This is a genomic window from Caballeronia catudaia (genome assembly GCF_001544755.2).
In the GTDB taxonomy this organism is placed as follows: Bacteria; Pseudomonadota; Gammaproteobacteria; order Burkholderiales; family Burkholderiaceae; genus Caballeronia; species Caballeronia catudaia.
Map to the genome: position 1 here is coordinate 23,113 of NZ_FCOF02000031.1, position 20,958 is coordinate 44,070.

The 20,958-nt window shown below is 62.4% G+C and carries 19 protein-coding genes and 1 pseudogene; 8 read left to right on the plus strand and 12 right to left on the minus strand.

What is annotated here, in order from left to right:
- Nucleotides 1–6 precede the first annotated feature (6 nt).
- The 8 genes from AWB75_RS25860 to AWB75_RS25895 all read right to left on the minus strand — a co-directional run bounded on the left by AWB75_RS25860 (nucleotide 7) and on the right by AWB75_RS25895 (nucleotide 9,589).
- On the minus strand, nucleotides 7–756 hold the full coding sequence (locus tag AWB75_RS25860; RefSeq protein WP_061126888.1) for an electron transfer flavoprotein subunit beta/FixA family protein: 750 nt from the start codon (nucleotides 754–756) through the stop codon (nucleotides 7–9).
- A 65-nt stretch (nucleotides 757–821) separates the two neighbouring features.
- Nucleotides 822–1,808 carry an NAD(P)H-dependent flavin oxidoreductase gene (locus tag AWB75_RS25865; RefSeq protein ID WP_061126889.1) on the minus strand — a complete coding sequence of 329 codons (987 nt, stop codon included), beginning with the start codon at nucleotides 1,806–1,808 and terminating at the stop codon, nucleotides 822–824.
- Between the two features lie 35 nt (nucleotides 1,809–1,843).
- Nucleotides 1,844–3,052: a CaiB/BaiF CoA transferase family protein gene (locus AWB75_RS25870; protein ID WP_061126890.1), complete on the minus strand. Its 1,209-nt coding sequence runs from the start codon at nucleotides 3,050–3,052 to the stop codon at nucleotides 1,844–1,846.
- Nucleotides 3,053–3,093: 41 nt separating this feature from the next.
- Nucleotides 3,094–3,906: an oxepin-CoA hydrolase, alternative type gene (locus tag AWB75_RS25875; RefSeq protein ID WP_061126891.1), complete on the minus strand. Its 813-nt coding sequence runs from the start codon at nucleotides 3,904–3,906 to the stop codon at nucleotides 3,094–3,096.
- A gap of 4 nt (nucleotides 3,907–3,910) precedes the next feature.
- Nucleotides 3,911–5,041, minus strand: a complete 1,131-nt coding sequence (locus tag AWB75_RS25880; RefSeq protein ID WP_061126892.1) for an acyl-CoA dehydrogenase family protein — start codon at nucleotides 5,039–5,041, stop codon at nucleotides 3,911–3,913.
- Nucleotides 5,042–5,051: 10 nt separating this feature from the next.
- Nucleotides 5,052–6,260, minus strand: a complete 1,209-nt coding sequence (locus tag AWB75_RS25885) for an acyl-CoA dehydrogenase family protein (protein WP_061126893.1) — start codon at nucleotides 6,258–6,260, stop codon at nucleotides 5,052–5,054.
- A 12-nt stretch (nucleotides 6,261–6,272) separates the two neighbouring features.
- A complete protein-coding gene (locus tag AWB75_RS25890) occupies nucleotides 6,273–7,454 on the minus strand; it encodes an acetyl-CoA C-acyltransferase (protein WP_061126894.1) in 1,182 nt (393 codons plus the stop codon).
- Nucleotides 7,455–7,468: 14 nt separating this feature from the next.
- On the minus strand, nucleotides 7,469–9,589 hold the full coding sequence (locus AWB75_RS25895; RefSeq protein ID WP_061126895.1) for a 3-hydroxyacyl-CoA dehydrogenase NAD-binding domain-containing protein: 2,121 nt from the start codon (nucleotides 9,587–9,589) through the stop codon (nucleotides 7,469–7,471).
- 541 nt (nucleotides 9,590–10,130) lie between these two features.
- On the opposite strand from AWB75_RS25895, the gene AWB75_RS38710 reads away from it, so the two are divergent.
- A complete protein-coding gene (locus tag AWB75_RS38710; protein ID WP_235012238.1) occupies nucleotides 10,131–10,535 on the plus strand; it encodes a hypothetical protein in 405 nt (134 codons plus the stop codon).
- Between the two features lie 33 nt (nucleotides 10,536–10,568).
- On the opposite strand, the gene AWB75_RS25905 is transcribed toward AWB75_RS38710, so the two are convergent.
- The gene (locus AWB75_RS25905) at nucleotides 10,569–11,171 is read right to left on the minus strand and encodes a TetR/AcrR family transcriptional regulator (RefSeq protein ID WP_200823033.1); all 603 of its coding nucleotides are present in this window, start codon (nucleotides 11,169–11,171) and stop codon (nucleotides 10,569–10,571) included.
- 160 nt (nucleotides 11,172–11,331) lie between these two features.
- Here AWB75_RS25905 and AWB75_RS25910 point away from each other — a divergent pair, with 160 nt between their 5' ends.
- The 4 genes from AWB75_RS25910 to AWB75_RS25925 all read left to right on the plus strand — a co-directional run bounded on the left by AWB75_RS25910 (nucleotide 11,332) and on the right by AWB75_RS25925 (nucleotide 15,231).
- The gene (locus AWB75_RS25910) at nucleotides 11,332–12,114 is read left to right on the plus strand and encodes an SDR family oxidoreductase (protein ID WP_061126896.1); all 783 of its coding nucleotides are present in this window, start codon (nucleotides 11,332–11,334) and stop codon (nucleotides 12,112–12,114) included.
- A 60-nt stretch (nucleotides 12,115–12,174) separates the two neighbouring features.
- Nucleotides 12,175–12,963 (plus strand): crotonase/enoyl-CoA hydratase family protein, encoded by a 789-nt coding sequence (locus AWB75_RS25915; protein WP_061126930.1) that lies wholly within the window; start codon nucleotides 12,175–12,177, stop codon nucleotides 12,961–12,963.
- Between the two features lie 142 nt (nucleotides 12,964–13,105).
- Nucleotides 13,106–14,086, plus strand: coding sequence for an NAD(P)H-dependent flavin oxidoreductase (locus AWB75_RS25920; RefSeq protein WP_061126897.1), 981 nt, complete (start codon nucleotides 13,106–13,108; stop codon nucleotides 14,084–14,086).
- A 368-nt stretch (nucleotides 14,087–14,454) separates the two neighbouring features.
- Nucleotides 14,455–15,231, plus strand: a complete 777-nt coding sequence (locus AWB75_RS25925) for an enoyl-CoA hydratase (protein WP_061126898.1) — start codon at nucleotides 14,455–14,457, stop codon at nucleotides 15,229–15,231.
- Between the two features lie 47 nt (nucleotides 15,232–15,278).
- Here AWB75_RS25925 and AWB75_RS38715 read toward each other — a convergent pair.
- From AWB75_RS38715 to AWB75_RS25935, 3 genes and pseudogenes are all read right to left on the minus strand, one after another.
- Nucleotides 15,279–15,512: pseudogene (locus tag AWB75_RS38715) on the minus strand (MarR family winged helix-turn-helix transcriptional regulator); the annotation flags it as partial.
- Between the two features lie 273 nt (nucleotides 15,513–15,785).
- A complete protein-coding gene (locus AWB75_RS25930; protein WP_143746499.1) occupies nucleotides 15,786–16,076 on the minus strand; it encodes a hypothetical protein in 291 nt (96 codons plus the stop codon).
- Between the two features lie 374 nt (nucleotides 16,077–16,450).
- On the minus strand, nucleotides 16,451–17,362 hold the full coding sequence (locus AWB75_RS25935) for a LysR family transcriptional regulator (RefSeq protein WP_061126900.1): 912 nt from the start codon (nucleotides 17,360–17,362) through the stop codon (nucleotides 16,451–16,453).
- A gap of 430 nt (nucleotides 17,363–17,792) precedes the next feature.
- Between AWB75_RS25935 and AWB75_RS25940 the strand changes: the two genes are divergently transcribed.
- From AWB75_RS25940 to AWB75_RS25950, 3 genes are read left to right on the plus strand one after another with little or no spacing between them, the layout of a single operon-like run.
- Nucleotides 17,793–18,299 carry a MerR family transcriptional regulator gene (locus tag AWB75_RS25940; RefSeq protein ID WP_061126901.1) on the plus strand — a complete coding sequence of 169 codons (507 nt, stop codon included), beginning with the start codon at nucleotides 17,793–17,795 and terminating at the stop codon, nucleotides 18,297–18,299.
- Complete coding sequence (locus AWB75_RS25945; protein WP_061126902.1) at nucleotides 18,296–19,852, plus strand: MFS transporter; 1,557 nt, start codon at nucleotides 18,296–18,298, stop codon at nucleotides 19,850–19,852. Before AWB75_RS25940 ends, AWB75_RS25945 begins: the two co-directional genes overlap by 4 nt.
- Nucleotides 19,853–19,873: 21 nt before the next feature.
- Nucleotides 19,874–20,800, plus strand: coding sequence for a LysR family transcriptional regulator (locus AWB75_RS25950; protein ID WP_061126903.1), 927 nt, complete (start codon nucleotides 19,874–19,876; stop codon nucleotides 20,798–20,800).
- Nucleotides 20,801–20,958: the final 158 nt, after the last annotated feature.

Consider the following 20,958-nt stretch of genomic DNA (forward strand, 5'->3'; position numbering starts at 1 on the left):
CTCCGCTCACAGTACCTTGGCTTCGGTCTTCAGCTTCTCGACCAGCGTCTTCACGTCCGGCACCATCACACCGGCCGAGCGCTTCGCAGGCTCCGTCACCTTGAGCGTTTTAAGGCGCGGCGTCACGTCCACGCCCAAGTCCGCCGGTTTGACGGTGCTGAGCGGCTTCTTCTTCGCCTTCATGATGTTGGGCAGCGTCACGTAACGCGGCTCGTTCAGGCGCAGGTCCGTAGTTACGACTGCGGGGAGCTTCAGAGACAGCGTTTCCGCACCGCCATCAACTTCGCGCGAGACCATGGCTTTGCCGTCGGCGATCGTCAGCTTCGAGGCGAACGTCGCTTGCGGAAGACCTGCCAGTGCAGCGAGCATCTGACCAGTCTGATTTGAGTCATCGTCGATCGCCTGCTTGCCGAGGATGACGAGCTCAGGCTTTTCCTGATCGACCAACGCCTTGAGAATTTTCGCGACCGCGAGCGGCTGCAGTTCATCGGCGGATTCAACGAGAATCGCGCGATCCGCACCGATCGCCAACGCCGTGCGCAAGGTTTCCTGGCATTGCGTGACGCCGCACGACACGGCGATCACTTCGGTAGCAACACGCGCTTCCTTCAGACGCACAGCCTCTTCGACGGCGATTTCGTCGAAGGGGTTCATCGACATCTTCACGTTGGCGATATCCACGCCTGTGTTATCCGATTTGACGCGGACGTTCACGTTGTAGTCGATCACGCGTTTGACTGGCACCAGTACCTTCATCTCAACCTCTCCTTGCATTAATGACAGATGCCGGCACGACCCCGCGCAGCGTCCGTAAATCCTGATCAGTGAATCGCCAGCCGCCCCATCGCCTGGCGCATGTCGCTCTCGAAGCGACTCACGATCTCGCCAAGCGGCTCGATACGGTCGATGAACGCGAGCGACTGCCCTGCCGCCAGCAGGCCCTTGGACCAGTCGCCCGTGACATAGGCATTGCGGCCGATCTTGCCGGCAACCATGGGCATCAGGTCCTGAATGGTCACATTGGGGTTCCGCGCCTCGATCTCCTTCACGGCGGCCGTCGTCTCGTTGCGCAGCGTACGCACCGTATTGCGCACCGACTGCATGCACAGGTCCGTGTCGGTCGGTCCTGCTTCGACCAGCCTGCGCTTGTAGTCGGCATGTGCCCAGATCTCCTCTGCCACGGCGAAGCGCGTACCGACGACCACTCCGGAGGCGCCCATCGCGAGCGCGGCGGCGAGTTGCGAGCCGCGGCCGATGCCGCCGCCGATGAGGTAAGGAATGTCGAGCTCGCTTTCGGCCCACGCGGCATTGACGAACGACCCCACCATGTCGAGTCCCGGATGCCCCCCGCATTCGGCACCGACGATTGCGACCGCATCGACGCCGATCGCGGCCGCCTTAACGGCAAACCGTACCGCCGGCACCTTGTGGAGCACCTTCACACCGGCCTGCTTCAGGAGTGGCATGTACTCTTCGGGATTGCGACCCGAGGTTTCGACACACTTCACGCCTTCATTGATGACGAGTTCGAACACTTCCCGCGTCTTCTCGCCGGGAACGAGCTTCGGAAGCATCGAGATGTTGACGCCGAACGGGCCGCCTTCGCATAGGTCGCGGCAGCGCCGGATCTGATCGCGTAGGGCTTGCGGCTCGGGAAAGCTCGCCGCCGTGATGAAACCAATGATGCCGGCGCGCGACGCGGCGGCGACATAGTCCGCATCGGCGAGCCACATCAGGCCACCGGCGACGATGGGCAGGCGTGTGCCGAACAATTCGGTAAAAGCGTTGGAAAAGGCGATCTTGCTCATTGGACGGTCCTCTGCGCAACAGCGCACATGCAGCGTCAGATGACGCCCTCAGCCTTCAGTCGTGAAAGTTGTTCCTCTGACAGCCCGAGCAGCGACTGTAGGACATCGTTCGTGCCTTCCCCGAGTTTCGGCGGGGCGCTTCGCACCGGCAGGCGCGCACCGTCAAAGCGGTAAGGCGGTGCCAGCACGTGCGTGCTGCCGGCATCCGGATGAGATTGCGTCGTCACGAGCCCGCCCTCGAGCGCGCGCTTCGAGGTGAGCGCCTCGTGCAGACCAAGGACTTCGCCACAGGGAATGCCGGCCCCCCTAAGACGCTCAAGCAGCAGCTGGCGCTTTTTCTTGCCGATCTCGCGCTTAAGCTCGGGCCCGAGCACTGCGCGGTTGGCTGCGCGGTCGAGGTTCGTGCGAAAGCGCTCGTCCTCCACGAGATCGGGACGCTCGATCACCTCGCGGCAGAAACGCTCATACTGCGGGTTGGTGCCGACCGTGATGACGACCGGTCCATCCTCCGCGTCGAATACGCCGTACGGCATGATCGACGGATGCGCATTTCCGTAGCGCGGCGGGTCATCGCCCTGGCGCAGCGCTTCGAGCCCGTAGTAGGAGGTAATCATCAGGCCGCAATCGAACAGTGCCATCTCGATGTGGCGGCCCTTGCCGGTCTTCTGACGCTCGAAGAGCGCAGCGAGCACCGCCTGGCCCGAGTACATGCCCGTGAAAAGATCGACAGCGGCCACACCGAACTTGAGTGGCGGCTGGTCGGGCTCGCCATTGAGCGCCATCAGCCCCGCTTCGCCTTGAATCACCAGATCGTAGCCGGGACGGGCCGCTTCCGGGCCACTGCGGTCGTAGCCGGAGATCGAGCAGTAGATGAGATCGTCATGTCCCGCCTTCAACTGCTCATAGCCGAGCCCGAATTTCTCCGCGCCGCCGAACTTGAAATTCTGGATCACCACGTCGCTCTGCTGCGCCAGCTCTTGGGCGATCCGCTGGCCGCCGGCGGTTTGCAGGTCGAGGCACACCGAGCGCTTGTTGCGATTGACACTGTTGAAATAGGTCGTCTCGGTCGCGCCGACTCTCAGGCCCCAGTCGCGCGTGTCGTCACCGCGCCCTGGGTGCTCGACCTTGATGACTTCGGCGCCTAGATCGCCGAGCACCATGGCGCACCAGGGTCCCGCAAGCACGCGTGACAGATCGAGAACGCGAACGCCGGCGAGCGGCAGGGAGGAATTCAAGTTCGACATTTCAAATCCCGATGACAAGGGTGGGTGACGAAGCACCCGATCTATTGCGACAGCACGGCTGACGCGCGACGCAATGCGGAGAAATCAGCGGAGCGTTTGCCGAAGAAAGCCTCGATGCCTTCAGCGGCCTCGTCATCACCGAGCGAGTCCACCATGTTCCGCGCTTCCAGGTCCAGTTGCGCGTCGAGGGTGTTCTCACCGGCATGACGGCACAGGCTCTTGATCCGGGCTATCGCGCGCTCGGGACCGCTCGCCAATGTCCGTGCCATAACGATTGCCTCCGCGAGTGCGCTACCGGGTGCGGCGAGGCGATTCACGACACCGAGCGCATGCATGCGTTCACCCGTGACCGGCTTGCCCGTCAAGCACAGTTCGGTCAACACCTGCCGCGAGACGAACTCGGACAGGAATGCGGTAGCGCCCCCATCGGGCGAGAGGCCGACCTTCACGTACGCCACCGAGAACGACGCATTGCGCGCGGCGACCAGCAGGTCGCACGCCAACGCAATCGACAGGCCCGCGCCGGCCGCCGATCCTTCGACCGCCGCGATCACGGGCTTGCCGCAGTCACGGATAGCGCGGATCAAGCCGTGCAGACCTTCGATGCCCGCGCGCCGCTCGGGCGGCGTCATGGCGCGCCGTTGCGCAAGCCGCCTCAGATCGCCACCGGAGCAGAACACCCCGCCCGCGCCGGTCAGCAGGATCGCGCCTACATCGGGATCGCGCTGAGCTTGCTCGAACGCCGCCGAAAGCGCCGAGTACACCTCGGGCGTGAGCGCATTGCGCGTGGCCGGGTTGTTGAAGGACAGCACCTGAACCGCGCCATCGCGATGCGCGACGATAACTTCGCTCATAGCATCAGCTCCTGCCGAGTGTGATGTAGCGTTCGAGATGATGGTCTTCGTCGCCGAACTGATGGTCGATCATGACAAGGCGCTTGGCATAGTGCGCAAGCGGAAGTTCCCAGGTCATGCCGATGCCGCCGTGCATCTGGACGCATTCTTCGGCCACGCGGGTGCCGATGCGGCCGATGCTGTACTTCGCCGACGACAGCGCGCGTTCACGCTCGATGCGGCCTTTGCCGAGCGCAGCAGCGGCGTTGATGACGGCCGAGCGGGCCTGCTCAATCTCGAGCAACAGGTCCGACATGCGGTGCTGAAGAGCCTGGAAGCTGCCAATGACGACGCCGAACTGCTTGCGAGTGCGCAGATACTCGAGCGTGTGCTCTTTCGCGACCTCCATTGCGCCAAGTGCCTCCGCGCACAACGCCAGTACGCCCGCGCCGATGCTATGTTCGAGCGTCTCGAATCCTGCGCCCCGTTCGCCGAGCAACGCGTCGTCACCGAGGCACACTTCGTTTAGAACGATCTCGGCCGCGCGTCCGCCATCGATCTTCGGATAGTCGCGTACCGCGATGCCCGCCGTATCTATCGGCACGACGAAGAGTGAGATGCCGTCCTCGGCATCGACTGCGCCACTCGTGCGCGCCGAGACGAGGAAGAAGTCGGCCTGTGCGCCCTGGTGCACGACCGCCTTGGCACCCGTGAGCACCCAGCCGTTCGAGCCGCGCACGGCGCGCGTCGTGACCTTCGACAATTCATAATGCGAACCCGGTTCGTCGTGCGCGAGCGCCCCGACGGCACGCCCTTCGACGAGATTCGCGATAAGCGCTTTCTGGGCATCGCTGCCCGCATGAGCCAGCGCCCGCCCGACGACGAGCGCACCCAGGAACGGTTCGACTACGAGGCCGCGTCCGAGGCTCTCGAAGACGACGGCGATATCGAAGCCGTCGCCGCCAAAGCCACCATCGGCCTCGCTGAAGAGCGCGCCCACGACACCCAGTTCCGCAAAGCGGCCCCACAGCTCGTGGCTAAAACCCGCCGCGCTGCGCGCGAGCTTGTCACGCGTGGCGAACCCGTACTGATCGCTGAGAAAGCGGTTCAGCGTATCCGCCAGCATGCGGCGGTCTTCGGTATGCTGGAAATTCATCGCATTTCCCCTACAGTCCCAGAATCATCTTCGAGATGATGTTCTTTTGGATTTCGTTGGAGCCGCCGAAGATCGACAGCTTGCGGTTGTTGAAGTAGACCGCGGCGGCGCTGGCGGCCTCGCGAGGTGCGACGGGCGCCTCGTCGTAGCCCTCTTGCAGCGCTTGTTCGATGAGCGGCTGCGCATAAGGACCCATCGCACGGCGCGTCAGCGACGAGAGCTCCTGGCGGATCTCGGTGCCGCGGATCTTGAGCATCGAGCTTTCCGCACCCGGCACGCCGCCGCCCGCAACCGCGGCGACCACGCGCAGGTTGGTCGTCTTCATGTTCTCCAGATCGATCTCAACGCGCGCGAGGCGCGCAGCGAAGAGCGGATCGTCGGCGAGCGGACGGCCGTTGCGCTTCACGTTCGCCACGACGCGCTTCAGGCGCGCGAGCGCCGCCATCGAAAAGCCCACGCCCGCGATGTTCGTGCGCTCATAGGTCAGCAGATATTTCGCGTACGTCCAGCCCTTGTTCTCCTCGCCGACGAGATTGGAGGCCGGCACACGCACATCGGTGAAAAACACTTCGTTGATTTCGTGATCGCCGTCGAGCGTGATGATCGGACGCACTTCGACGCCGGGCGCCTTCATATCGACCAGCAGAAAGCTAATGCCTTCCTGCTTGCGCACGTCGTTAGCCGTGCGCACGAGGCAGAAGATCATATTCGCGTGCTGCCCGAGCGTCGTCCACGTCTTCTGCCCATTGACGATGTAATGCTCGCCCTGAGCGTCGATGCCGCGCACGGCGGTCGTCTTCACCGATGCGAGATCGGACCCCGAGCCAGGTTCCGAATAGCCCTGGCACCACCAGTCGGAACCATCGAGTATGCGTGGCAGCCAGTAGCGCTTCTGCGCTTCGCTGCCGTACTTGATGAGCACCGGCCCGAGCATATTCACGCCGAACGGCACGATGCGCGGCGCACCCGCGAGCGCGCACTCGTTCTCGAAGATGAACTTCTGCGCCGTGTTCCAGCCGGGGCCGCCGTACTCCTTCGGCCAGTGATTCGCGAGCCAGCCCTGTTCGTTGAGAATGGCGTGCCATTCGACCATGTCGTCGCGCGTGAGATGGACGCCGTTGCGCGCCTTGTCGGCGAGCCGCGCGGGCAGCTTCTCATCGAGAAAGCGCACGACGCTCGCGCGAAACGCTTCCTCTTCGGGAGTGAACTTCAGATCCATGAATCGCTTCTCTCAATAGATTTCGAAGAGGCCCGCGGCGCCCATGCCGCCGGCCATGCACATCGTGACGACCGCGTACTTCACGCCGCGCCGCCGTCCCTCGATGAGAACGTGGCCCACGAGACGCGAGCCCGTCATGCCGAACGGATGCCCGACGGAAATCGCGCCCCCGTTCACGTTCAGACGCTCCGACGGAATCTCGAGCTTCTTCTGGCAATAGATGGCCTGCGATGCGAACGCTTCGTTGAGCTCCCACAAGCCGATGTCGTCCACGGTCAGGGCATGACGCGCGAGCAGCTTCGGCACCGCGAGCACCGGACCGATGCCCATTTCATCCGGCTCGCAGCCCGCGACCGCGAAGCCGCGAAACGCGCCCAGCGGTGCGATGTTCGCGCGCTCGGCAGCCTTCGCATCCATCAGCACGCAGGCGGATGCGCCGTCGGCGTTCTGCGATGCGTTGCCCGCCGTGATGAACTTGTCCGGGCCTTTGACGGGGACGAGATTCGCGAGCCCTTCATAGGTCGTGCCGGGGCGATTGCAGGTGTCGGCGGAAACCGTCACCTCGCGATAGCTGACGACGCGCGTTTCCCTATCGGTGACGGACATCGTCGTCGTGACGGGCACAATCTCATCGGCATAACGGCCCGCGCGCTGCGCTTCGGCCGTGCGGCGCTGGCTTTCCTCCGAGAAGCGGTCCTGCGCCTCGCGGCTGATGCCGTAACGCTGGGCGACGATATCGGCGGTGTCGATCATCGCCATGTAGACCGACGGCTTGTGCTCGACGATCCAGGGATCGAGCCCGCTTACGCCGTCTTCACGGGTCCGGATGCCCGAGATGCTTTCTACGCCGCCCGCGATCATCGCGGGCGCGCCCTCTACGACGATGCGCCCCGCCGCCATCGCGATTGCCTGAAGCCCTGACGCACAGAAGCGGTTGACGGTGGTGCCCGCGATCGAGAGCGGCAAGCCCGCGCGAATCACGGCCTGGCGCGCGACGTTACGGCCTGTGACGCCTTCCGGATAACCGCAGCCGAGGATCGTGTCCTCGATGATTGCCGGATCGATGCCCGAGCGCTCGACGGCTGCACCCACCGCGAACGATGCGAGCGTCGGACCCGGCGTGACGTTGAACTCGCCGCGGTGCGCCTTGGTGAGCGGTGTGCGTGCGGTGGAAACGATAACTGCTTCGCGCATGGGTTTCTCCTGCGTCAGGCGGATTGATTGAGGCTCGCGAGCGTGGCGCCGCGCTCGACCAGGTCAACGATGAGCGGCGACGGCTTCCAGAAGAGCGGATCATCTTTTGCGAACTCACGAATATCGGCGAGCACGTTGGCGAGGCCGACGGTATCGGCGTACTTCATCGGGCCACCGCGATGACGCGGGAAGCCGTAGCCGTGAACGAACGTGACGTCCACATCGAGCGGACGCAGCGCAATGCCTTCATGCACGACGTTCGCACCTTCGTTAATCATCGCGGCCATGTAGCGGCGCATGATTTCGTCGTCGGAAAAGGTGCGCGGTGTGATGCCGGCGCGTTGCCGTTCGTCCATGATGATCGCTTCGACTTCGGGATCGGGCTGGCCGGTGCGCCCGCCTTCCGCATAGAGATAAAAGCCGCGTCCCGTCTTCTGGCCGAACCAGCCGCGCTCGCAGATGCGGTCCGCGATCTGCACGTAACGCATTTTCGGATCGCGCGTGGCGGCGCGGCGTTTGCGCGTGGCCCAGCCGATATCGCCACCCGCGAGGTCGGAGACTTGAAACGGTCCCATCGGAAAGCCGAAGTCGCGCACGGCGCGGTCGATCTGATACGGCGACGCGCCGTCTTCCATCATGTGATCGGCGGCCGCGCGGTAGATCGCGAGCACGCGATTGCCGATGAAGCCATCGCACACCCCTGCGCGCACCGGCACCTTGCGCAGCTTTTTCGCGAGATCGAATGCGGTCGCGATTACATCCGCGCTCGCCTTCGAGGGCACCACAACTTCCAGCAGCTTCATCACGTTCGCCGGCGAGAAGAAGTGTAGGCCGACAACATCGGCCGGACGCGAAATACTCGCGGCAATGGCGTCGATGTCGAGATACGACGTGTTGGTCGCGAGCACCGCGCCTCGCTTGCACACGCGATCGAGCTCGGCGAATACGGCCTTCTTCACGGCCATGTCTTCGAAGACCGCTTCGATCACCAGATCGGCTTTATCGAGCGCGTCATACGACGTGCTGCCAGAGAGGCGCGCGAGAACATCGGCTTTCTCTTCAAGCGACATGCGGCCTTTCTCGACCAGCCTGTCATACACCTTTTCGACGAGCGCGCCGCCTCGCAGCAGCGATGCATCGTCGCGCTCGATCATGGTCACGGGCAGGCCCGCGTCCAGCAGCGCCACCGCGATGCCCGCGCCCATCGTGCCGCCGCCGATCACGCCGACGTTCGTAATCGCACGCGGCTTCGCCTTGCGCGTTTCGGGCGCTTTCTGCACCTCACGCTCGGCGAAGAACGCGTGGACCAGACCGGCGCGTTGCGGGCTGTCGAGACATTGCAGGAAGAGTTGACGCTCGTGGCGCAGGCCATCGTCGAAGGACATTTCGAGCGCGGCCTGCACTGCGTCGACGATCTTCATCGGCGAGAAGAGATGCCGCGTCTTCTTCGCTGCATCGGCGCGCGCAGCTTCGATCGCAGCACGGCTCGATGTGCGATCCGCGAGTGCTCGCGCGTCACGTGTGCGGCGTGCCGGAGCGTGCGCGGCCAGCAAGCGCTGCGTGTACGCGAGACCATCGGCCAATACGTCGTCCGTCGAAGCGATCTCGTCGATGAGACCGAGCGCGTGCGCATCTTTCGCGCCGATATGACGGCCGCTCAACATCAGATCCAGCGCGGCCTTCGCGCCGACGAGACGCGGCGCGCGCTGTGTGCCGCCCGAGCCCGGCAGCAAGCCGAGCGTCACTTCAGGCAAGCCGAACTTCGCGCCGGAAACAGCGATGCGGTAGTGCGCCGCGAGCGCGAGCTCGAGACCGCCGCCGAGCGCCACGCCGTGAATCGCTGCGACGACCGGCTTACCACAGGCTTCGATCTGGTTGCATACGTCGGGCAGCGCCGGAGGCTTCGGCAGTTTCCCGAACTCGCGGATATCCGCGCCGCCGGCGAAGGCGCGACCCGCGCCGATCAGCAGCACGGCATCGACTGTCGCATCAGCCTCGGCGGCCTCGAACGCTAGTTGCAGTTCGTTTCGCACCCGAGCGCTGAGCGCGTTGACGGGCGGGTTGTCGATGCGCACCACGAGAACGCGGCCGTGCAGTTCTCGTTTGATGACGTCGCTCGGTGTTACTGGGATCATCTGCCTTGTCTCCCTGTTTGTCTGGTGTGAGACGATTGTGAAAGGCAGCCATTGGCTAGACAAGCCAACTAGCGCTTGACGCCCTGTTAACTGAGACTTGACGCTCGATCGTCGATGGCGGGGGAAAACGACATTGTCTAGCCCGGGTTTTGCGCGAGCGAAATGATCTACTCCCGCCCTAAATGTGTTGCCCCCAAAGGGACTTCCGACGGGCACAGTGCAAGGGAGCGCGGCGCGCAGTTTGACCGCCCTAAAGGCGAGCGGCGCGGGACAGCGACCGCGTCACGCTGTCGGTGCTTGGTCGACAGCGGCATGCGCAGATCATCTCTGTCGGCGATCCGTACCAGCAGGTCTATGAATGGCGAGATGGCGCAAATCGACGCGCCGGAGCGATCGCTTACTGGATCTTTCCGCTTTGGACAGACATTTGCCACGCGCGCGAGTCGCGTACTCGCGCTGCTTGGCGAGTCCGCGCCGATACGTGGCCAGCCGGGCATTGGCTCCATCATGGTAGAAGACCCCGCGATTTCGCCGCCGGTTGATGCCATCCTTTGCCGGGAAGAACGCGGCGGCCATCTGGCAATTGGCGGCTGGTCTCGAAATGGGTCATCGGCCAGCCATTTGCACGAGTCCCAGAGAGATCGTCGCGGACTCGGACGGTGCCGGTGAATTGCTCGCGGGTCAGCGCGCTTTCCATCCGTTGGCCTTTGCGCCGTTTGAAAACTGGAAGGACTTCCAATCATTCGCGCGCAGCGCGGTCGGACAAGACTTACTGCCAATTGTCCAAATCGTCGATGAGCTAGGTACGGACTATCTGCGGGCGCTCGCGCAACGAATGACGCCCGTACACGAAGCCGATTACGTCATCTCGACAGTGCATCAGGCCAAGGGGCTTGAATGGAAAGCAAGTCAGCCTCGTGAACGATTTTCGCTTCATGCTCGTTAATGATGGACTAACGTTGGACGATGACGAAACGGCTCACTCGCGTTCATGCATTGCCAGCAATTGCCGTTTCGCTGCGGCTAGCACCGCGTCAGACCGCTTTTCGTCGGCCATCACCCGCGACACCACTAGGGCGCCGATCATCGCGCTGACGGCGAATATGGCCAAATCGGGGTCGTCAGAGCACAGCGCACTGTCAATCCGATCGATGAACCGTTCGATGTGGGCCGACATGGTCTCGCGCACCGGTTCGTCAGCACGCGCCACGTCGCCCGCGAGCGCCGCAATCGCGCAACCTGTTGTGCGTGACTCCCGATGCGGGCGGCTAAGATAGCTGCGCACCGTCTTCTCATAATCAGGCGTCCCGTTGCCCCGATTCGCCTCGAATGCGGCCTTGCCCTCTTCCATCGCGCGTTCGAGCGCGTGCGCCAGCAACTCCGAGCGTGATGCGAAGTGACCATAGAAGCCGCCATGGGTCAGGTTGGCGCTGCGCATCAGTTTCCCAACGCTAACCGATTCCAGTCCGCCATTCCTGATTTGTTCGGCTGCCTGGCTCAAGATGCGTTCCCTGCTGCGCGCCTTGTCCGCCTGTGAGTGTCCCATCGAATTTCCCTCATAGCTTGTCTTGACATTCTGCATTTTGCACGTCATTCTCCTGCATGACAAGCATCATCCAGATAGTCGACAGCTGCCCCCACGAGCTGGATGAACCTATTGATCTGGAGCACTACGAGGTGCCCTTTGCCGGCATCCACAGCCCACAGGATGTCCCGTTACATCCATCGACAAGGAGACTGCAATGACTGCTGTGGCGGATCTTTTCAACCTGAAGGGCCAAACGGCCCTCATCACCGGCGGATCCAGCGGCCTGGGCCTGCAGATCGCCGAGGCGCTAGGCACGCAAGGTGCCCGCGTGGTGATCTCGGCGCGCAAGGCAGACGTGCTTGAGTCGGCACAGGCGCATCTGGCCGGCCTGGATGTGGATGCAAGCTGGATCGCGGCGGACAACGCCAGAGAAGACCATGTCGAGCGCCTTGCCAACGACGCGATGGAACGCCTGGGCAAGATCGACATTCTCGTCAACAATGCCGGCGCCACGTGGGGCGCAGCCACGGCCGACCATCCGCTGTCCGCCTGGGACAAAGTCATGAACTTGAACGTACGGGCGATCTTCCTGCTCACGCAGCAGATCGGGAGGCTGTCGATGATCCCCAATCGCTATGGCCGCGTCATCAATGTCGCCTCAATCGCCGGCCTCAAAGGCAACGGTCCCACAAGCCAGCCGACGATCGCTTACAACACGAGCAAGGGCGCGGTCGTCAATTTCACCCGTGCGCTCGCCGGCGAGTGGGGGAAGTACGGTATCACCGTCAATGCACTCGCGCCGGGCTTCTTCCCGTCGAAGATGACCAGGGGAATGATCGAGAAGGTCGGAATCGAGAAACTGGCGGAGCGCGCGCCGCTGCAGCGCATCGGTGATGACGACGATCTCAAGGGCGCAGCCCTGCTGTTCGCCAGTGACGCGGGCAAGCACATCACCGGCCAGATTCTTGCCGTGGACGGCGGCGTGACTGCCGTCTGATTTCATCCGGCCATGCCCAACCATCCGAAGTGTCAATCCGCCCAAGCGAAGGAAACCCCTATGAGCAACGCAGCAACCACGCCCGAAGTCCGCATGACGATCGAGGACCATGTCGCGATCATCTCGGTCGACAACGCGGCCAAGAAGAACGCGTTCACCCCGGAGATGATGCAGCAGCTCTCGCAGCGGTTGACCGATTTCGACGACGACGACAACCTGTGGGTGGCAGTTCTCGACCCCGCCGGCGAACACACCACTGCCGGCCTCGACATGCCCAAGTTCTTTGGCCCGAGCGCCACGGCAAAGCCGATACCCGACGACCAGATCGATCCGTTCGGTCTGGGCAAACGATGCGGCAAGCCGGTGATCTCGGTAGTTCATGGGATCACTTATACGATCGGCCTCGAGCAGATGCTGGCCTCGGACATCGTGATTGCAGCCGACACCGCTCGCTTCTGCCAGATGGAATCGAAGCGCGGCATCGCGCCGCTGGTTGGCGCGCACTACCGTTACCTTACGCGCACGGGCTGGGGCAATGCGATGTACCACCTGTTCCTGTGTGACGACTTCTCCGCCGAGGAGGCCTACCGCTGCGGCTTCGTCCAGGAAGTGCATCCATACGGGCGGCACCGCGAGCGTGCGATGGAGATCGCCCGGGCGATCTGCAAGGTCGCGCCGATCGGTCTGCGTGCGACCAAGGCGGCGGCTCTGACCTATATCGAGCACGGCGAGGAGGCAGCGATTGCCGTCATCCCGCAGATTCGAGAGGAGGTCTTTGCGTCCGAGGACTTCAGGGAAGGAATACAGTCCTTTGTCGAGCGTCGGGAGGCCCGCTTCGCGGGGCGGTGATCCCGCTGGTTCACACGGGAAACGCCCACGGATTTCGGTCCTGCGGCAGCGCGTGGAAATGGGCGCGGCGTGATGGTAGAGCCGGCCCGGTTCTGACGGGTATCCCCGCGTACCCTATCCATCCATTCAAGAGAGAGTCGCAATGAAGACGCAAATCACGGAATTGTTCGGCATCGAGCATCCCATCATCCAAGGCGGGATGCACTACGTAGGATTCGCGGAACTGGCCGCAGCGGTGTCCAATGCGGGCGGCCTGGGCCTCATTACGGCGCTGACACAGCCAAGCCCTGAGGCGCTGGCGCACGAGATCCGGCACTGCCGGGACATGACCGATAAGCCGTTCGGCGTTAACCTGACGTTCCTTCCAGCACGCAATCCGCCGGATTACCCCGGCTACGTGCGCGCGATCATCGATGGTGGCGTAAAAATCGTCGAGACCGCTGGGAACAATCCGCAGAAGTGGCTGCCGCTGCTAAAGGAAGCCGGCATCAAGGTGATTCACAAATGCACATCAGTGCGGCACGCACTGAAGGCCGAGAGCATTGGCTGCGATGCGGTCAGCGTGGACGGTTTTGAATGCGGAGGCCATCCCGGCGAGGACGATGTCCCCAACTTCATCCTGCTGCCCCGAGCTGCGGACGAGCTCAGCATACCGTTCGTCGCCTCGGGCGGCATGGCGGACGGTCGCTCGCTGGTGGCCGCACTCGCCATGGGCGCGGGCGGTATCAACATGGGCACGCGCTTCGTGGCGACCCACGAAGCGCCGGTCCACCAGAACGTCAAGCAGGCCATCGTTGCGGCAACCGAACTGGACACACGGCTCGTGATGCGCCCGCTGCGCAATACCGAAAGGGTACTGAACAATGCTGGGGTCGAGCGTCTGCTGCAGAAGGAAAGGCAGCTCGGCGCCGACATCGCCTTCTCGGACATCGCAGACGAGGTTGGAGGCGTCTATCCGCGTGTAATGAAGGACGGCCACCTGGACGCCGGCGCCTGGTCGTGCGGCATGGTTGCCGGACTGATACATGACATCCCCAAGGTGGGCGAGTTGGTCAAACGAATCATGCACCAGGCCGAAGAAATTGTTGAGAGGCGGCTTCACGCGATGCTTTCACAAGCGTGAAATTGGAGCTACCAACCAGGAAATTACATTGCGCGCAATGATTGCGCGATCAGCGTAACGGAAGACCGCAAAGGCACGGTTCAACGCGCTGGCAGCGGGTCTGATCACCGAGTCGTGCCGTGAAATCGGGTGCCTGGCATGTGACCCTGTGGCGCTCGGCCCGAAGCGCAAGGTTCCGCCTTCATCGGTTGCTGCATCGACGGGGCGGCAGCCTCCGGCGCAGCTATGATGTCAAGTTTCAGTTGACAGCCCGTCAACTTTTCGCAGGCGTCTTTCGGGCGCGAACAGATTTACACTTCGCAACGAACTTTTATCGCGGCGTTCCAGAGGAGCTACCTCTCGACGCCGCATTTTTAGGAGGCAAGCTAATGACCCCGGAAATCAAAGTTGAGCTATCAAGTAGTGGTGTAATGTCCGTCACGATTGCGCGACCGGATAAGAAAAACGCTCTCACTAACGATATGTATGGCGCATTAGCAGATGCTATTGCGAGAGCTAGTGGCGACGAAGTCCGTGTGTTGTTGATTCAGGCCGATGGAGACACATTCACGGCAGGCAACGACGTCTCGGAATTTGCAGCACAGTCGACAGGCAATGGGCCGAAGGAACGCAACGTCGTTCGCTTTCTGCGAGGCCTCGCGAACGCCAGCAAACCGATCATTGCTGCAGTCCAGGGCAAGGCCGTCGGAGTTGGGACGACCATGTTGCTCCATTGCGACTATGTGCTTCTCTCCGAAGAGGCCCAATTGATAACCCCGTTCGTGAATCTGGCACTCGTTCCCGAAGCTGCTTCAAGCTACTTGCTTCCTTTGCGAATTGGGCATGTCAAGGCATTCGAAATGTTCGCGCTCGGGGAAGCCGTTCCTGCAAACAATGCCGTTGCATGGGGTATTGCAAACAAGGCGATCTCCAACGCGGAACTCCGTGCAGAGGCGCGCCGCGTCGCCGAGAAAATTGCCGCCAAGCCCATCGGGTCGCTGACCGCGATGAAGCGACTCATGCGAGACGCAGAGAAAATGGTAGCTCAGATGGATCGAGAAAGCGCAATCTTCGTCGAGCGACTTGCAAGCGCCGAAGCGAAAGAAGTCTTCGCGGCGTTTGCCCAGAAACGCCAGCCGGATCTCACGAGAGTCGTTCGACAATAAGAACCGTGCGCACCGGGGCGCCGTCGGTGTCCCCGGTGCGCGTTCCGGTCAATGGCCGGAAACTTCTCCTGCAACGTTGTCAGCCATCTCACTACGATGTCGATCTCGGACGCTGTAAATCCGCCGAGCAGCCGGGCATTCAAGTGTGTGAGCACTGCCTTCGGACGCTCGAGTGCAGCAGGCCCGTCTTCCGTCAGCCACAGCCGGGACGCGCATCGATCGAACTCATCCGCACGGCGTTGGATGAGACCAGCCCGTTCGGCTCGATCAACCAACCCACTCGTGTTGTGCTTCCGATGGGTTCGTTTCATGGCATAAGGGCGGGAAGCGCCCCTTTGGTTTGCCTGCTTCACCAACACCTCAGTCCGCTCAGACCTCTCGCCCACGTGCGTCGCTCACTTCGATCAAGAGGTATGGTTGACCGCGCCGCCGGTAGTCAACCGGTACTGGGCGCGTCGACGGCCCGCGGCTGGTCGCCTGACTGCTCGATACAACCGCCACCGACGCACGATACCGATCGACGAGGCTCGTTAAACGCCGCGCCAGCGCCGTGATCAACGGTTGGCGCGAAGCGACAGATCATTTTGCGCAATCAGCGCCGACAGATAGCTGTCGATGCCGGTCCGGTACCGCAGTTCGGATAATCCGAGTCGACACAGGTCGGCCAAGGTGTCATGCTCCCGGGCCTCGATCTCGTGATCGTGTGAGCCGCGCGCGGCAAGCGCGTCGGCCACCTGGCGGAACGCAGTCTGGATCGCCCTTTCGTACTGGCGAACTGGATACACTTCTGCACGTTGGCCAGATCTAAGATCCGGCTTGATTTCGCCGCCTTGAAGAATCGGCAACGAAATCTGCGGCCCGAAGCGCAGGCCGCGGAACCTTGAACAGCCCGCCCAGCGACGGACTGCGCGTGCCGAAACTTCCCGTCAGCGAAACGTTCAGAAAGAACGCCGCCCTTCGGGATTGGTATCGGCGGTCTCGATCGCTGCACGCAACCGAGTGCGGACCTGTGCGCCGAGCGCATTGACGGGCGCATTGTCTACCGTAACAACGAGAACGCGGCCGTGCACTTCCTGCCTCACGGCATCCGCGCACGCTCTGGGATCATCGCCCTTGTCTCCGGTGTAACCTGTCGAGGGCGATTGTGGAAGGGGTATCGACTTGAAGATCTAACTGGCGATTGACGAATTCAACTGAGTCTTGACGCTGGCGCATCTTTTCAGGCCCAAGTTTGCGAGAGCGCGATGACTTCGGTCCGCAGAAAATCGATCAATGCCTGCGTCGCGGCCGACGGATAACGATTCGGCAGCGTCACGATATACAGCGTGTTTTGCGGCCCCAGCACGCGATATTGCGGGAGGATGCGCACGAATCCCTGGCTCGCGGGCGCGTACTGGATGTATGCAGGCAACAGTCCGATGCCGAGACCTTGAGACACCGCTTCGGTGAGAAACGGATAGTCGGACGACTGCAGCACGGATTGAACCGTGATCTCGTGCACGTCGTTTTCGTTTTGCCGATGCGTGAGCGTCATCGTTACGCGCCGGTCCGGATGCGGCGATGCAACGAACGTCTGCCCTTGAAGATCGGCGGGCGATTGAACCGGACCGTGCGCCTTCACGTAATCCGGCGATGCGTAAAGACGCCAGTCGATTAGACAGATATTGCGCGCGACGCAATCTAGGGGCGGCGTGCGCGTGATTCTCAGCGCGACATCGACTTCGGAAGCGATCAGATCCTCGATGCGATTGTTGAACGTGACATCGAGCCTGATGCCCGGATGCACGCGCGCGAATTCGAGCAGCTTCGATCCGATAAACAATCGGCCGAAGCCCGTCGGCACGCTGATGCGCACGCGGCCGCTCAGGGTTTGCCCAAGACTGTCGATCGACGCGCGCGCCGCGCTCAAGTCGTCCAGCATGCGCTTGCCGCACTCATAGAGCGTGTTTCCGGCTTGCGTCAGCTCTATGCTGCGTGTGGAGCGCCGCAGCAACTGCGCGCCCGTTTCGCGCTCCAGCAGCTTGAGCCGCTGGCTGATGTTCGCGCGCGTCATGTCGAGCTTGCGCGCCGCGGCGCTCAGGCTGCGCGATTCGACGATCTCGACGAACAGGCGGATGAGATTCAGGTCCATAAGGCGTCGGCGCATATCTATCGTTGTCATGTGGCGGACAACGCGTCATGCAACGCCCTGTTTTATCGACCGAAGACGTACCTGTCACCCGCAGTACAAAAGTTCCGCGCGGCCTGACGCCGAGGTGTTGACATTCGCCTACTGTCGCAAGGGGTTAGCTGGGCGCTGCGAACCGTTTAAGCACCTCTGAACTACCTGGTAAGAATTTAGGAAGTGAGATAACGCTCGGCAGGCTGGGACCTCCGCCGCCGCGCAGCAGGCATCGGATCACCAGCTTCTCCGCGTCATCTCCCGTGACTGTATCGCGTTCGCTCAAGTCTATCATCGCGCCCTCTTTCGGCAACACTTTATATGCCGCCTCAACCTCAACGCGAACGTACAGGTTTGTGTTATCATGTGCAGCATCGATTCTGCACCTCCGGAGTCCATCATGTCCTCCGCCAAGCCCACGTTGCTTACCATTCGCGACGCTGCCGAACGGCTGCAAGTCACCCCGCGCACGCTTAAGTATTACGAAGAGCGCGGGCTCGTCACCCCGAACCGCAGTGAAGGGCGCTACCGTCTCTATAGCGAGCACGATCTGGAAAAGTTCTCGCGCATCCTGCGACTGCGCTCGCTTGGCTTTTCGCTGCAAGGCATCGTCGAAATGCTCAAGCGGCCGATGGAAACACTCGGTGAAGGCGGCACCGGCTATTCCGCCTCGTCGCTGCGCGAGATTGAACAGGCGCTTTCGCAGCAGGTCGAGGCGATGGATGCACGCATTTCCGCCGTGCGCCGCGAGCTGAAAGAAGCGCAGGCGGTGCGCACCGAACTGGCCAGCGACCTCGACTATTTGCAGCGCCGGATCGCGGGCGAAAGCAAGGAAACGCTGCTGCGGGAACGGCTGGCCGCGCGCCGCACACGCAAAGCGAAAAGCGCGGGGGACGATGAAACATGACTGCGACGCCGCTCGGCTTTGCCAGGCAGATCACGGACCGGTTTCGCGCTGACTCTTTCGCGTGGGCCATTGCGCTCGCCACCGGCCTCGACTATTTCGACAACTCGATCTTTTCGTTTTTCACAAGCTATATCGCGGGCGGCGTCAACGCTTCGCCGGATGAGCTCGTGTGGGCGTCGAGCGCGTATGCGGTGGCGTCCGTGCTCGGCATTCTCCAGCAGCAATGGTGGATCGAGCGGATCGGCAACCGGCGCTATATCGCCGGATGTCTCTTTCTTTTCGCGGCGGGCGCGGTGGCGGCCACCTTCTCCGAATCGGCGATTGGACTCGCGATGGCGCGCGGCTTCCAGGGCTACTTCATCGGCCCGCTGATGAGCGCGGCACGCATCCTGATCCAGACGCGCTTCATGCAGGAGCAGCGTCCGAAAGCGACGCGGCGCTTCCTGAACATGATCCTGCTCGGGACCGCGCTCGCGCCCCTGTGCGGCGGCTATCTCGTCGCGTGGGTCGGATGGCGCGCGTTGTTCGCGTGCACTGCCTTCGGAGGCCTAGTGCTCGGCCTGCTGGCGTTTCTCGCGGTGCCTTGCACGGGGCGCGTGCAACCGGAACAGCGCGGTGACACGCATTTCTGGCCGTACATCATCTTCGCGTTCGCGCAGGGCGCGCTGCAGATCGTCATGCAGCAGGTGCGCTTCGAACTCTTCGGTGGTTCGCCCGAACTTATCGTCCTGACGGTCGCCGGGCTGCTCTCGCTCGGGTGGTTCGCCTGGCATCAGTGGCATCATCCGCGGCCGCTGCTGCGCCTGCACGCGCTGCGGGAGAAGACGTTTCAGATCGGCATCGTGCTGTACATCGCGTTCTACTACATCAACAACGCGATGAGCTTTCTCGTCTCGCGCCTGCTCGAAGGCGGGCTGCGCTATCCGGTGGAAAACGCGGGGCGGCTCGTCGGCTTCACTTCGATGGTTTCGCTCGCGATGGCCGTCATCTATTTCCGCTACTCGTCGCGCGTCAAGCACAAGAAGTGGATGATCATGACGGGCTTCCTGCTGGCCGCGTTCATCGGCACATGGATGGTCAATATGCCGCCCGATGTCAGCGTGCGATGGCTCATCTGTCCAATGGTACTGCGCGGCATGCTGCTGCTTTTCATCGCGCTGCCGGTGGCAAATCTCACGTTTCGCGTCTTCGCCATCGAAGAGTACAGCCACGGCTACCGCATCAAGAACATCGTCAAGCAACTGACGTATTCGTTCTCGACCGCGACCATCATCATCCTCGAACAGCATCGCGCCGCGCTGCATCAGACGCGGCTCGTCGAATCGGTCAACGCCTACAACCCGATCTTCCAGAACGTCTATGAAAGCCTGCTCAGCGGCTTTCAGCACATGGGCAACAGCGTCTCGGACGCGAAGGCGCTAGCGCTCGTCGAGATCAACGGCCTCGTCACGCAGCAGGCGAACTTCCTCAGTTCGCTGGATGGCTTCTACTACATCATCGGCATTGCGCTCGTCGCGAGCGTGATCGCGGCATGGCAAAAGCGAATCGATTGACCGTTTAAGTGCAGGAATAAGGTGGACACACTTAGCAGCATGCGGATGTTTTCCCGCGTAGCCGAAGAAGGAAGCTTCACCGCCGCCGCGCAGCGCATGAATACCTCGACGGCCGCCACCTCGCGCGCCATCGCCAGTCTGGAAGCGCATCTGAAGGCGCGGCTCCTGCATCGCAGCACGCGGCGCGTGATTCTTACCGAAGCGGGGCGGCGCTATCTGCAGCGCTGCGAGCAGATTCTCGCCTGCGTAGATCAGGCCGAAGCCGAAGCCGCCGATGCGCGCCTGCGCCCTGCCGGGCACCTGCGCATTCATGCATCGACGAGCCTCGGGCAATCGTATGTCGTGCCCGCCATCGTGCATTATCAGGAACAGCATCCGACTGTTTCCATCGATCTCACGCTCTCGCAGCACACGCCCGACATCATCGACGAAGGCTACGACCTTACCGTGCAAGCGACCATCGCGGATCTGCCCGATTCGAGTCTCGTCGCGCAACGGCTCGGCACCGTGCACAGCGTGCTGTGCGCATCGCCGCGTTATCTGAACGAGCATGGCACGCCGCGCACGCTGGAGGAGCTGTCGAGGCATCGCTGCTATCAGCTCGTCTCGACGATTTTTCCGCGCGACTCGTGGCGCTTCGAGGGCCCGAACGGAATAGAAACCTTCCCACTGCCGAAAGCAGACTTCGGCGTGAACGTAGCCGGCGCGCTGGCTGTCGCATTGTGCGAAGGCATGGGCATCGGCGCATTGCCGATGTCGACCGCCCGCGCCGCGCTGACGAGCGGCGTACTCGTGCGCGTGCTGCCCGAATATCGCCTGCAATCGCTGACGCTGCATGCGCTGTATCCCTCGCGTCAGTATCTCAACGCGAAGGTGAAAACCTTCGTCGAATTCATCAAGGACTTCTTTCCGAGCATCCTAGAAAGCGACGCGGCCGACCTCGGCTGACTGAACTAGACGTTCCGGCGTGCGAAGCTGACCGCCAGCTGTCGGCGCCCTCGCCCAAGGCCGACCAGGTGCTGCACTAACATGGGCGAGAACATGATGAAGGGCCTTTTGAGACAGGAGATATGCATTATCCCGCATCCCAAACTCTCTTCTCGATC